The 14,721-nt window shown below is 38.1% G+C and carries 12 protein-coding genes; all 12 read right to left on the bottom strand.

Features of this window, described 5'->3' with window-relative positions; all coding sequences use genetic code 11:
- Positions 1-9: 9 nt before the first annotated feature.
- A complete protein-coding gene (era, locus tag NE668_RS02040; protein WP_077708456.1) occupies positions 10-909 on the bottom strand; it encodes a GTPase Era in 900 nt (299 codons plus the stop codon).
- Positions 902-1,378: an rRNA maturation RNase YbeY gene (ybeY, locus tag NE668_RS02035; RefSeq protein WP_021148196.1), complete on the bottom strand. Its 477-nt coding sequence runs from the start codon at positions 1,376-1,378 to the stop codon at positions 902-904. The genes era and ybeY overlap by 8 nt, the downstream gene beginning before the upstream one ends.
- Before the next feature lie 2 nt (positions 1,379-1,380).
- Positions 1,381-2,394: a PhoH family protein gene (locus tag NE668_RS02030; RefSeq protein ID WP_008601036.1), complete on the bottom strand. Its 1,014-nt coding sequence runs from the start codon at positions 2,392-2,394 to the stop codon at positions 1,381-1,383.
- A gap of 8 nt (positions 2,395-2,402) precedes the next feature.
- Positions 2,403-3,368, bottom strand: coding sequence for a tRNA modification radical SAM protein MnmL/YtqA (gene mnmL, locus NE668_RS02025; protein ID WP_004695956.1), 966 nt, complete (start codon positions 3,366-3,368; stop codon positions 2,403-2,405).
- A gap of 108 nt (positions 3,369-3,476) precedes the next feature.
- A complete protein-coding gene (locus tag NE668_RS02020; protein ID WP_227036983.1) occupies positions 3,477-5,315 on the bottom strand; it encodes a B12-binding domain-containing radical SAM protein in 1,839 nt (612 codons plus the stop codon).
- Between the two features lie 63 nt (positions 5,316-5,378).
- Positions 5,379-5,795, bottom strand: coding sequence for a DUF308 domain-containing protein (locus NE668_RS02015; protein WP_227036984.1), 417 nt, complete (start codon positions 5,793-5,795; stop codon positions 5,379-5,381).
- 163 nt (positions 5,796-5,958) lie between these two features.
- On the bottom strand, positions 5,959-7,407 hold the full coding sequence (gene gatB / locus NE668_RS02010; RefSeq protein WP_227036985.1) for an Asp-tRNA(Asn)/Glu-tRNA(Gln) amidotransferase subunit GatB: 1,449 nt from the start codon (positions 7,405-7,407) through the stop codon (positions 5,959-5,961).
- The gene (gene gatA, locus NE668_RS02005; RefSeq protein WP_227036986.1) at positions 7,404-8,864 is read right to left on the bottom strand and encodes an Asp-tRNA(Asn)/Glu-tRNA(Gln) amidotransferase subunit GatA; all 1,461 of its coding nucleotides are present in this window, start codon (positions 8,862-8,864) and stop codon (positions 7,404-7,406) included. Before gatA ends, gatB begins: the two co-directional genes overlap by 4 nt.
- An 11-nt stretch (positions 8,865-8,875) precedes the next feature.
- A complete protein-coding gene (gene gatC, locus NE668_RS02000; protein ID WP_004696952.1) occupies positions 8,876-9,166 on the bottom strand; it encodes an Asp-tRNA(Asn)/Glu-tRNA(Gln) amidotransferase subunit GatC in 291 nt (96 codons plus the stop codon).
- 74 nt (positions 9,167-9,240) lie between these two features.
- Positions 9,241-11,244, bottom strand: a complete 2,004-nt coding sequence (gene ligA, locus NE668_RS01995) for an NAD-dependent DNA ligase LigA (RefSeq protein ID WP_227036987.1) — start codon at positions 11,242-11,244, stop codon at positions 9,241-9,243.
- Between the two features lie 81 nt (positions 11,245-11,325).
- Entirely contained in the window at positions 11,326-13,515 is a 2,190-nt protein-coding gene (pcrA, locus tag NE668_RS01990; RefSeq protein WP_227036988.1) for a DNA helicase PcrA, read from the bottom strand.
- A gap of 219 nt (positions 13,516-13,734) precedes the next feature.
- Entirely contained in the window at positions 13,735-14,676 is a 942-nt protein-coding gene (locus NE668_RS01985) for a manganese-dependent inorganic pyrophosphatase (RefSeq protein ID WP_128114073.1), read from the bottom strand.
- Positions 14,677-14,721 lie beyond the last annotated feature (45 nt).

Here is a 14,721-nt window from a genome sequence, read left to right as displayed (position 1 = left end):
TATATCAAATTATTTTCTATAACCAAGTTCAGATAACATACCAGATTTATTTCTCCAATCTTTTTTTACTTTAACCCAAAGGTCCAAGTACACCTTTGTAGCTAATAGCTTTTGAATATCTGCGCGCGCTTCAGCGCCAAGTTGTTTTAATAAAGCACCTTTTTTACCGATAATAATACCCTTTTGAGAGTCTCTTTCACAGTAGATTGTAGCGCGGATATAGGTAGTACCATCATCACGTGTTTTCATTTCATCTACGTCTACAGCGATAGCATGAGGAATCTCATCTCGTGTAGCTAACAAGATTTTTTCACGAATGATATCGGAAATAATAAGGCGTTCCGGTTGATCCGTAATCATATCCTCCGGAAAATATTGTGGACCTTCCGGCAAGGTTTCCTCTAGAACCTTAAGAATTTCAGATAAGTTCTCTTTATCTTTTGCAGAAATAGGAATGACACCTGCAAAAGGATATGCATCTTGATAAGAAACGATTGCTTCTAAAAGCTCTTCTTTTTTGAGTGTATCAATTTTGTTGACTACCAAAAATACAGGAACCTTTACACGTTTCAATTGTTCAATAATAAAATTATCCCCAGGACCACGTTTTTCATTGCCTGCTACGACAAATAAAACGGCTTCCGTTTCTTTTAAGGACTCAATAGCAGCATCTACCATGAATTCGCCTAACTTGTGCTTAGGTTTATGCACACCAGGTGTATCCATAAATACGATTTGTTTGGATTCATCCGTATATACGCAGATGATACGGTTACGCGTTGTTTGAGCCTTATCGGATACGATAGCAATCTTATCGCCAATAAGAGCGTTGATTAAGGTAGATTTACCTACATTAGGGCGTCCTACAACGGCAACAAAGCCTGATTTAAAATGTTCGTTCTTATTCATTATATGGTGCATCCTCCCGCACATAACCCAAGTTACCTAGGATAAATTCTTCCTCTGTGCGCATCTCTTTTTTATCTTCGTCGTTCATATGGTCATAGCCTAAAATATGTAAGCAACTGTGAGTCGTTAAATATGCTAATTCCCGTTCAAAACTATGTCCATATTCAATAGCTTGTTCACGAGTACGCTCTAAGGAAATAATCATATCACCAAGTAAGTGATGTTCCTCTTTACTACCTTCGTAATCATCCCCTTCATTGAGGGCAAAGGACAATACATCCGTTGGTCTATCGATGCCTCGATATTCCTTATTAAGCTCGTGAATTTTAGCATTATTGCAGAGTAAAATACTCATTTCATCTTCTTCGAGGCCATATACGCGACTCACTTCATCGCAGACCTTGCGTATAACAGCCTCAATATTGGAATCCTCTTGAATTCCTTCATCATAGCTAATGTGTATATACATGCTTATCCTTTCGCTACATTCTCTTTGGATACTGCGTTAGATTCTGTAGTCTCACCAGCTAACTTACGTTCGTGATATGCATCGTAAGCTTTTACAATGCGACCTACTAAATCGTGACGAACAACGTCTTGATCGCTAAAGTAAACCATATTAATACCATGCACATGACGCAATACCTTTTCAGCCTCGCCGAGGCCAGACACAACACGTGGAGGTAAGTCAATTTGTGTCTTATCACCGTTGACTACCATTTTAGAGTTGTTGCCTAGACGAGTTAGGAACATTTTCATCTGTTCTGCCGTCGTATTTTGAGCCTCATCGAGAATGACGAAGGCATTTTCCAATGTACGGCCACGCATATACGCTAGTGGTGCTACCTCGATAGTACCACGTTCCATAAAACGTTGTACTTGCTCGATACCAAACATTTCATGTAATGCATCATAAAGAGGTCTTAAATAAGGATCAACCTTGTCTTGTAATTCACCAGGTAGGAAGCCTAACCGTTCACCTGCCTCTACAGCAGGGCGTGTCAAAATAATTTTATCTACATTGCGGTTTTTTAAATAGAATGCAGCTAAAGCTACTGCTAGGAATGTTTTACCTGTACCAGCAGGACCAATACCAAAAGTAATAGTATTTTTTCGGATACTATCTACATAGTATTTTTGACCTTCCGTTTTAGGCGTAATATTTTTACCACGCATATTAACGGATAAAGTATCCTCAAACATAGTATGTACGGCATCAGCTTTACCATTAGCCACAAGTTTAGCCGCAATACGCACTTGAGACTCAGTTATGGTACTACCTTCACGGTAAAGGAATACTAATTCTTCAAGGGTACGATAGAGAGCTTCTACTTGTTTTTCATCGCCCTTTATAACTACCGTATCACCTCGTGCCACTACATCTGCAGAGATGACTTCAAGCATCATATGCAGATATCGATTATGTTGACCTAGTATGGATTGTGCTAGGTCATATGTAGGAAATGTAAATACTTGTTCGCTCATACAACCTCCTAATCTATAAATTTACGAACTGCTTTACCATTTAGGTAATCACAAAGATCACCTTGATGAGCATCTAGTTCGTCTAGTTTATCATCAATTAAATCTTGTACGCGCCACCAACCCATGGACCAGTTTGTAAAAAGCGTATTATCTTCAGGCGCTCTACCTACAAGACGCTGTAAAACAATGTCAGGATGTAAATGACGTACAAAATTAACAACCCGGTCAGCATATTCTTCCGCACTAATTAAAGTAAACTGCCCCTCTTGATACCACTTGGCCATCAATGTATTTTTTACAATATACAAAGCATGCAGTTTCACTTGATCAACACCGAGTGCAGATAAAATACGAGCCCCTTCGATTGTATCCTTCATTGTATCCCATGGTAAATTAACTATCATATGAGTAGTTATGTTAAATCCATATCGTTTAATCCGTAATACGGCATCAATAAACTGGGCTAAATCATGACCACGATTAATTTTCTCTAATGTATCATAGTTAACCGTTTGAAGACCTAGCTCAATATAGATATCCTTATGAAAGCGATCCCTAATATCAGCTAATATTTCAAGATATTCATCGGCAATACAATCGGGTCTAGTTGCAATAGCAATGCCCACGGCTTCATCGATACAACCTTGTTCAATATAGCTTTTAAAATCATCAAGATTCAAGTAGGTATTACTAAAGTTTTGGTAATAAGGGATGAACTTCTTTGCTTTATATTTAGGTCCTATGTGAGCAATGTTTTCCTCTAATTGCATGCGCACAGTCATCCAGGCAGGACGATTTTCGTAGCCCGCGCCAATTTCACCACAAAAGGTACAGCCTCCAACACCAGCCGAACCATCTCTGTTAGGACAGGTCAAGGGTAGTGCTACAGGTAATTTATAAACCTTTTCCCCATATGTTTCTTTATAATATTTAGATACCATGCGGTATCGTTTTGGTCTCGTTGTATCGGTCATAATACTCCTATTAAACTAACCAATCATCGCTTATTATGTAATATTTCAACTATCATAAATTCTCTAATCTTTTGATTATAAAAAATTAGATAAACTATTTTTGTATTACTAACAAGCCTCTATTTCAGGACGTATAAAAGGTTTTACCTCTTTATTTACGTCGATTACAACTGTAAAAGGTACATTTGGTACATTCTCTATACCTAACACTTTAGCCGTATCTTCAGACATAGGCATTTCTACATATTGTTGGCGAATTTTGCGCCACTCTTTAAATGTATAGTTAGGAATATACTGAGATGCAATTTCTTCATTGCGCCAGAATGCTTCCCCTTCTTGTAAAAGTTCTTTTGTCTGTTTTGGTAAACCTACGGCTTCACTGCGGACCTTACCACGATAGCTAACGAGTGTATCATATTGTAATAATTCGGCAGCTACTGTATCACCTTTAGACAAGAAAAAATTGTACAAGAACTCTATTTGATCTATATCTTTCAAATTAATCTTATGATTACCTGCATCGAGCCAAGCTTGTGTCATGTCACAAAAATAGGAAAAGGCATCGTTTTTTGTCTCCACTTTAGAAGGATCATACTTTTTCATAGGTGGTACATGATTAGTTTCTGTATCTTTCCCAGTTATAGATGTATCAGTATGTTCTTTTATAAGCTTACTACCAATATAGCCAAACACAGTTCTAAATCGTTCACTATTATAAAAGCGTTCAAAGACATCTTCAAAGTGTTTTAAGAAGCGTATATCTCTATAAGGGAGCACGTGAGTACTTAATACCTCATATGGCGCTAAGGGATCACTAATGTATTGATACTCCTCCATACGGCGTACACCAGAACCTTTTAACAGTTTTAAAAATCCAATTTGTAACGCATGTGGCTGTAAACTAAAAAGATCATTAAAGGATAATCCAAATCGCCGTTTATTCTCGTAAGGCAGGCCTACAATTAAATCCATGTGCACATGAGTTCGGCCTGCTTCAATAATAGGGCGAATAGCCTTTTGAATATACGACCAATCATTATATCGATTAATAGCATCCAAGGTTTTCTTATGTGTACTTTGAACCCCTACCTCAATTTGAATACGGCCTGGTGGTGTTTCACAGAGAATATTTGTTTCCCATTCCGTCATTAGCTCTGGTTCCATTTCTAGATGGAAATTCGTCTCCGTATCGGCATCACGCATGAATTCCATCATAGGTCGATGATGATGTGGCGCACAGTTAAAAGTTCTATCAACAAATTTAACTTGTTTTACCTTATGATCGATAAACCACTGTAGTTCTTTAAAAGTTCTTTCCTGCGGAAAAAAGCGAACGGTATTTTTATTGCCAGATAAACAGTACTGACAAGAGAATGGGCACCCTCGAGAGGATTCATAGTAGATGATTTTATGTTCTAAATCTATCATATCCTCTTCCACATATGGGAATGGTATAGTACTCAGATCTTTTACCTCCACCGTATCAGTAGAGCCCAGGAGTCGGCCAGAAATGTGGCGACCACGTACGCCAGGAATCTGCTCTTCTAAGCCATCCTTGCCAGCGATTAGTGCACTAATAAGTTGATAAAAAGCTTCTTCCCCCTCACCTTGTACGACATAGTCCACAGCAGCACAACGATTTAAGATTTCATCGGCTGTGAAAGACACCTCCGGCCCACCTAAAATAATTTTAATATCTGGTCGTACAGCTTTCACCATGTCTACTACATGTAAAGTCATCTCAATATTCCAGATATAGCAAGCAAAGCCCAATACATCTATATTGCGCTCTGTAATATCGCTAAGAATATGTAAAACAGGCATATTAATAGTATATTCTACTATATCGTATGCCTGTCCGTGAGCCTGCCCATACGCTTTGAGATAACGTAAAGCCAGAGAAGAATGTATAAATTTTGAGTTTAATGTGGATAAAACTACGTTCATAGGTCCCCTTTAAATCATCGAATGGCTCAGCCACCGTCTAGTCATAATATATGTATTATACCATTAAAAGAGACTAAATATAATAGAAATAATAGCACCCACTAAAATAACAACAGATGCGACAGTGAGAATGATACTGCCAAAGAATACAACAGCAGCCAAAATAATCCCTAAAACAATGAACAATATAATTCGACTAAGCCAGCTTGTACTATTAAAGCTATACACCTTAACTTTCGGTTCATATTGATTGTTTTCATCGTAATATTTTTGCTCGTCATTGATATTAGTTGGCGTTGAATCTACATTGACGGAATCGCCTACCTCTTCAATAGTTACACCATCAAATTCTCGTCTCTCATCGTCGGATAATACGCGTGTATTAGGTGCACCAGAATAAGTACTGCGACTATAAGTATCATCTGATTGACCATTTCTATATGTATTTTGATTATTGTTTATATTGTGTTGATCATTCATATGTATTTCCTTTATATGAACAAATACTAATTGATTTTATACAATTTATTATACCATATTTTACCATCATAATGGCAAATAGAAATCCCTTCAGATATAAAGCCATATACCTGAAGGGATTATTTTTTATATTGCTTAATGCTAATATATGTTAACACTCATATCAGTCATTTAAGAATTTTTTAAGTAATTCATTTACCATTCCAGGATTAGCTCGGCCTTTGGATTCCTTCATAACTTGACCAACTAAGAAGCCTATAGCCTTACCATTACCACTCTTGAAGTCTGCTACTGGTTGTGGATTATTAGCAATAACTTGCTTAACAATTTCTTCAATAGCACCAGTATCTGTGATTTGAACTAGACCTTCCTCTTTTACAATAGTATCAGCATCCTTGCCGGATTCCCACATGGATACGATAACTTTTTTCGCAATTTTGCCGGAAATTGTACCTTTATCGATAAGAGCAATCATACCAGCCAAGTTTTCAGGGCTTACTTTAGATTCAGCAAATGTTAAACCGCTTTCATTAATCATCTTGGATAAGTCACCAAGCATCCAGTTAGCCACAGTTTTAGCATCTGCACCTGCTTTTACAGTAGCATCTAAAAAGTCTGCAGTCTTACGAGATACTGTAAGAATTGTAGCATCTTCACGAGACAAACCATATTCAGATACAAAGCGTGCAATTTTAGCATCTTGTAATTCTGGCAGTGCACGACGTACTTCTTCGATTTTTTCATCTGTAATTACGATTGGTACCAAATCTGGTTCTGGGAAGTAACGGTAATCGTTTTCTTCGTCTTTTTTACGCATACCAAGAGTGATACCTTGTGCATCATCCCAAGTACGTGTTTCTTGATCTACAGTACCGCCAGCTTCGATTAACTTAGCTTGGCGCAATGCTTCATATTCAACAACTTTTTGGATTGCAGTTAAAGAGTTAACATTTTTAGTTTCTGTACGTGTACCAAATTCTGTAGTGCCACGTAAACGTACGGATACGTTACAGTCACCACGCAAAGAACCCTCTTCCATACGACCGTCAGATACTTCTAAATATTGCAAAATAGAACGTAATTTTTCAACGTATGCTCGCGCTTCTGCACCGGAACGGATATCTGGTTCAGATACGATTTCAAGAAGAGGTACACCCGTACGGTTGTAGTCAACATTAGAAGATTTAGAGTCGGAAATAGTGTTGCCACTATGGACGAGTTTACCTGCATCCTCTTCCATATGAATACGGGTAATACCGATGCGTTTAGTTTCACCATTAACCTCAATATCTAAATGACCATTTAAGCAAATTGGCAAATCATATTGAGATGTTTGATAGTTTTTAGGCAAATCAGGATAATAGTAGTTTTTGCGGTCAAATTTGTTAAAGTTAAGGATTTCACAATTCAATGCTAAACCTACTTTAATAGCAAATTCTACTACTTGTTTATTTAACACAGGCATTGCACCAGGTAAGCCAAGGCACACTGGGCATACATGTGTATTTTGATCACCGCCGAATTCAGTGGTACAACCACAGAAGATTTTAGACTTAGTCTTAAGCTCTGTATGAACCTCTAAACCAACGACTGTTTCGTATTTACTACTCATAGAGAAACCTCCCCAGTTGGTGCTACTAATTGACAGTCTGGACGTGCTTGTTCAAATGTAAAAGCGGCACGTAACAATGTTTCTTCACCCATAGCAGGTCCAAGCAATTGCAAGCCGATTGGCAAATTACTGTTGCTCATACCTGCTGGAATGCTAATGCCTGGAATACCTGCAAGGTTTGCTGGTACCGTACAGATATCTTCTAAATACATTGCCAATGGGTCATTTGCTTTTTCACCAAATTTATAAGACGTATTAGGTGCCGTTGGTGTTAAAATCAAATCCACTTTGGAGAATGCTTCATCAAATTCATTTTTAATGAGGCGGCGGACTTTTAATGCTTTCAAATAGTAAGCATCGTAGTAACCAGCACTCAATACATAAGTACCTAACAAGATACGGCGTTGTACCTCAGGGCCAAAACCTTCTGTACGAGTTTTAGTAGACATGTCTACTAGATTATCTGCAGGTACGCGCATACCATAGCTTACGCCGTCATAACGAGCCAAATTGGAGCTTGCCTCTGCCAATGCGATGATATAGTATGCAGACAACGCATATTTAGAGTTAGGCAAGGAAATCTCAACGATTTCAGCACCTAATTTTTTATATGTTTCGATAGCCTCTTCCATAGCTTTGCGAACTTCACTATTGAGACCTTCACCAAAGAATTCTTTTGGCACACCAATTTTAAGATTTTTTACATCATTTACAAGAGCTGTAGTGTAATCCACACGAGCACCTGGAATCGATGTAGAATCCTTTGCATCGTAACCAGAAATAGCATTCAATACCAATGCAGCATCCGTTACATCCCGTGTAACAGGTCCGATTTGATCTAAAGAAGATGCAAAAGCAATAAGGCCGTAACGGGATACATTACCATAGGTTGGTTTTAAACCTACTACGCCACAGAAAGAGGCTGGTTGACGAATGGAGCCACCTGTATCAGAACCGAGAGCCCAAATTGCAGAACCACTAGAAACAGCAGCTGCACTACCACCAGAAGAACCACCCGGTACACAGTCAATATTCCATGGATTAGTCGTTTTTGCTAATGCAGAATTCTCTGTAGAACCGCCCATAGCAAATTCATCCATATTAAGTTTACCAAGGCTAATATAATGATTGTCTTGTAAGCGCTCGATAACAGATGCATTATATGGAGGCACAAAGTTTTCTAACATTTTAGACGCACAAGTTGCGGGTTCGTCTTTGATACAAATATTATCTTTAATCGCACCAGGAATACCAGCTAATGGAGAAATCGCTTCACCTTTAGCAATTGCTTCGTCTACAACCTTAGCTATAGTTAAAGCACGGTCATGAGAATCAGACAAGTACGCATGCACAGTCGGTTCCACTTTCGCTTTATGTGCAATAACAGCATTCGTCAATTCAACAGCGCTGATTTCTTTATTCACTAGTTTCTTGTGTAATTCATGAATTGTTGCCACAGCGAAACCTCCTATTCTTGTACAACGCGAGGTACCTTAAAGTACCCATCCTCTGCTTCTGGAGCATTGGATAAAGCTAAATCATGATCGAGGGATGGTTTTGTTTCATCCTCTCTAAATACATTGTGCAATGGTACTGCATGAGCCATAGGCTCCACACCATCAAGTTCTAATGCATCTAGTTCAGCAACATAAGTCAAGATGTCGGACAACTCTTTTTCTACATGTGCCATATGTTCTTCCTTAACTTCCAAGCGTGAAAGTAAGGCGATTTTTTTAATTTCCTCTTGGCTGATTTTCATCGAGACACATCCTTTCATAATTATTTATTATAAAGCAAATAATATATATTTTCAAAATATTGTAGAATGTATATCTATTGGATTTCTCCGAGTTCGCGTAGGAGTTCTACAAACTCTTCTTCATTCATAACACGAATACCCAATTCATTTGCTTTAGTAAGCTTACTACCACTGTCTTCGCCAGCAATAACAAGGGTTGTTTTCTTAGAAACGGAACCTGTCACCTTAGCCCCATGAGCTTCAAGAATCTTACCAGCTTCACTGCGGCCCATAACTTCAAGTTTACCTGTGAGAACGACGATTTCTCCTTCCATTTGGTTGCCTGCTGCTTCAACAACATCTACAGTCATCTTAAGTCCTGCCGCTGTTAAGCCCTCAATGATTTCTACATGAGCAGAATCTTGACGGTATTCAACAATACTATCTGCCATAGTAGGACCGATTTCTTCTACCGCCACCAATTCTTCTTTAGTAATTGTCATGAAACGTTCCATAGATTTTACAACGTTAGCAATTGTGCCGGCTGCTTTAGATCCAATTAGTCGAATACCAAGACCATATAGTACACGATCTAATCCGCGAGATTTAGAATCTCCGATAGCTTTTACCAAATTCTCTGCAGATTTCTTACCCATTCGGTCCATTGTAACTAGTTGTTCGACCGTTAAATGATATAAATCAACAACATTAGTGATTAATTTGTTATTGATGAGGTTTTCTACAATGCTAGGACCTAAACCATCAATATTCATAGCATCGCGAGATGCAAAATGGATAATTTGTTCCTTTTCAATGGCAGGACAATGTTTATTGGTACAACGAATAGCGGCTTCACCTTCACGACGAACTGTAGGAGAGTCACATACTGGACAGCGATTTGGAATAGTGAAAGGCACCTCAGAACCATTACGTTTTTCTGGAACTACGCGGATGACTTCTGGAATAATTTCAGCCGCCTTGTGAATGATAACGTGGTCACCAATGCGAATATCCTTTTCATTGATAAAGTCTTGATTGTGTAATGTTACACGACTTACATTCGTACCAGATACGAATACGGATTCAAGCTCGCCTGTTGGCGTAAGAACACCTGTACGTCCTACATTGATAGTAATATCCTTAAGAACGGTTTCTACCTCTTCTGGAGGATATTTGTACGCTGTTGCCCACTTAGGATCCTTCGCAGTACTACCAAGTACCTCTTGGTCATCAAAACTATTGACCTTAATTACCATACCATCTGTATCGTATGGCAACTCATGGCGCTTTTCACCCCAATAATTAATAGCCTCTATGACCTCGTCAATTGTTTTGCATACGCGGTAATGAGGGTTTACAGAAAACTTAAACGTTTCTAAGCTTTGTAATAATTCCTCTTGGCTATGAATATTAGCCCCCACTTCAGAACCGATTGCATAGGCAAAGAATGCTAAATTACGACTAGCCGTAATGGCAGGATCTTGCTGACGCAAAGAACCGGCTGCTGCATTACGAGGATTTACGAAGGTAGGTAAGCCCTCTTCGTCACGTTCTTCATTTATACGTTTAAATTCACTATGAGGCATATACGCTTCACCGCGAACCTCGATAAATTCTGGCGCATTCTCTAAATATAAAGGAATGGATTTAATAGTACGCACATTAGCAGTTACGTCTTCACCAATGCGACCATCACCACGTGTTACGGCACGTACAAACATGCCGTTCTCATAGTGCAAATTAACAGCTAAACCATCGATTTTAAGTTCTACCACATAAGCAGAAGGCTTATGACCTAATTCCTTCTCTACACGACTAGCAAATGCACGTACTTCATCAGCACTAAATACATTAGATAAGCTCAACATAGGACGGCCATGAACGACCTTTTCAAAGGAACCTTCCACCTTCATGCCTACCCGTTGTGTTGGAGAAGATGACACAATATATTCAGGATGAGCGGTTTCCAAATCAACAAGCTCACGATATTTTTTATCATATTCAAAGTCACTCATTGTAGGAGCATCTTTTACGTAGTATAAATACTGCGCATGAGTTAGCTCTTGTTGTAACTCTTTAATTCTATCTTTCGGATTCATATTACATCCCTTTTACAGTGCAGTAACACTCTATACGTTCCTTACAAGTAAGGTAGAGAGGTTAACTGCCATACACAAATTTTATCCCTTCTTAACAGGTGCAAATTTTGCCATTACTACACGTACACCTTGTGTGGGGAATTCAATTGTCAGCTTCATACCAGCCCCTTCGCCGGCAACATTGATGACTTTACCATTGCCCCACTTGCTATGAATAGCCGTATCACCAACCTTCCAATCGGCAATTACTTCATTGCGAACGATTGGCTTTGTAACTGGTCGGCTTGTGACACTCATATGTTGCGGCACATGACGCTTAATATCATCAGGTACTTTACGCTTAGCACGCAAACCATCTACTAACTCTTCTGGAATTTCATCGATAAAACGAGATGGTAAATAGCTGCTAGTCCGTCCAAATACGGTACGCGTAGTGGCATGAGAAATATATAATTCCTTTTCAGCACGCGTAATACCTACATAAGCAAGACGACGTTCCTCTTCAATTTCTTCAGGGTTCATCAAGGTACGACTATGAGGGAATAAACCTTCTTCCAAACCACATAAGAATACGATAGGAAATTCCAAACCCTTTGCAGCATGTAATGTCATCAATGTCACTTTAGCCTCTTCTTGTTCGAAGGAGTCTACATCGTTAACAAGTGCTACTTGCTCTAAAAAGTCCTCTACAGTACCAGATGGATTTGTATCTTGGAAGTCTTTTGCCACAGATAAAAGCTCACCAATATTCTCAGCACGAGCTTGATCTTGTGGGTCTGTACTCTCTTCTAATTGAGCCAAATAACCTGTTCTATCTAGAATAGATTCTAAGATATCGAGTACAGTTTTATCTTCCATTTCAGAAACAAGAGTAAAGATGAGAATACCGAATTCTTCTAACTTTTCTTTAGTTTTTCCCTTGATAGAATCAATTAAGTGTAACTGCGTAAGCGTCATAAACAAAGACGTTCCTTTTTCACGAGCATAGTCTTGTAGTTTAGCAACTGTAGTGGCCCCAATACTCCGTTTTGGCACATTAATGATGCGCAATAAGCTCAAATCATCAAAGGGATTGTATAATACGCGTAAATAAGCTAAAACGTCTTTGATTTCTTTACGATCATAAAACTTTGTGCCCCCTACCATCGTATAGGGTAAGGCTCGCTTAATAAGTGCTTCTTCAAGGACACGAGACTGGGCATTTGTACGATATAAAATGGCCATATCCCCATATGGAACATCGTGAATATCATGTTTTTTAGCGATTGTGTCACCGATAAAAGCTGCTTCCTCATGTTCGGATTGAGCCGTAAAATGCTGAATTTTTGCGCCTTCTATTTTATCGGTCCAAAGATTTTTCTCTGGGCGACCTTCATTATTATCGATAACAGCATTGGCTGCATCGAGAATAATCTTAGTAGAACGATAGTTTTGCTCTAATTTAATAGATGTACAATTAGGATAGTCCTTTTCAAAATCTAAGATATTTTGAATATCAGCGCCACGCCAAGCATAAATACTTTGATCAGCATCACCCACGACGGCGATATTCTTCCAATGTGAAGCTAATAATTTCGCCAATAAATATTGTGCATGGTTTGTATCTTGATACTCGTCAATCATGACATAACGGAAACGATGACTATATTTATCAAAAACAGTTGCATTAGACTGTAATAATTTAACGGCTACTAATAATAGATCATCAAAATCTAATGCATTATTCTTGCGCAACTCCCGCTCATAATACTCATAAACATCAGCTACCTTTTGTTGGTAAAAGTCTCGTGCTTGTTTTCTAAAATCAGAAGCAAAAAGTAATTTATTCTTAGCATCTGATATGGCAGCAATCATAGCCCCTACAGGATAGTATTTATCATCCAAATTTAACGCTTTCAATGCGGCCTTAATAACAGCTTGAGAGTCAGATGTGTCATAGATAGTAAAATTGCTGTTATACCCTAAGAAACTATCTATTTCAAAACGTAAAAACTTAGCACAAAAACTATGGAATGTACTAAGCCATATACGATTTGCCACATCGCCTACAAGACCTTCTACACGGCTTTTCATCTCTTTTGCCGCTTTATTGGTGAAAGTAATAGCCAAGATTTCATAAGGATTAATACCTTGTGCCAATAAATGTGCAATACGAACCGTTAAGACCTTTGTTTTACCAGATCCAGCACCAGCTAAAATCAATAAAGGGCCTTCCGTATGCTGGACTGCTTGTTGTTGTTCTTTATTTAAACCTGTTAATAATGAATTCATCGAAACACACCTATTGTCCTTACATATGCAATACAAACTCCAAATATACATAAATAATCTTTAATAAGCTGTGAAACAAGTATGTATAGTTAAAAGCTAAATTATTATATGTAAATAAACACATATATAATAGCAATTACAATATACATGCAATATACTTGAAGCCCTATAAATAGAGAAGAAGAACGTTGCGAGCAACGTTCTTTTTTAGTTTGTATACTATTTCATGGCACCAAGAATTGGTGGTACAATTTGTTTTTTACGAGACATAGTATTAGGTAAGAATACACCATTATCTTTTATTTCTTTTTCAAATGCTTTAGTAACTACGGCCTCTACATCTCCACTAAACAACAATGTAGTACTTTCATCGAGAATATTTGTAATCATGATGTAAGATGCATCATAGTTATTAGCATTGCGAAGCGCTTCTAAGGCTTGTACTAGTTCGCCTTGTTTAGCCAATACATCAGTTGTATCCATAACAGAAATTTGACCGATAGAAATGGTCTTACCTGCTTCAGAGAACTCTTTCATGTCGGTACGAACAATGTCATCATTAGTTAAATCAGAAATATCTGCTCCCGCTTTCAACATATCTAGCCCATAGGACTCAATATCTACGCCAGCGATTTCGGCTAATTTATGAGCCATTTCTTTATCTGTTTCTGTACATGTTGGAGAACGGAATAATACAGTATCAGAAATGATAGCAGATAACATCAAGCCTGCAATGCCTTTAGGAATTTCTTGATTATTCTCCATGTACAATTTAGTAATGATTGTATTGGAGCAACCAACTGGTTCTAAACGCATAAATACAGGTCCATCAGTTTCGAAATCACCAATACGGTGATGATCAACTACACCACACATATTCATGGATTTGTAACCATCAATAATTTGTTTTGATTCATTATGGTCTGTTAAATACAAGTTGCCGCCTTCTGGAGCAAATTCTTCCCAGTTCTTAACAATTTGTGGGTGTTCAAAGCCAAAATGATTCAAAATATATGTTGTTTCTTTGTTAGCTTCACCTGCACAGACTGGAGTTGCTGGTGTTCCCATTTGTGTTAGTAAGTTAGCAAAGGAAATAGCAGAACAAATTGAATCCGTATCAGGGCTTTTATGACCTGCTACATATGTTTTTACATCACTCATAATATACCTCTTTTATATTAATTTCATACTTAATATCGACTTACG

This window comes from Veillonella parvula, assembly GCF_024461875.1.
Lineage (GTDB): Bacteria > Bacillota > Negativicutes > Veillonellales > Veillonellaceae > Veillonella > Veillonella parvula_I.
Note: the sequence above shows the minus strand (reverse complement) of the source record. Positions and strands in the feature narration are given on the sequence as shown.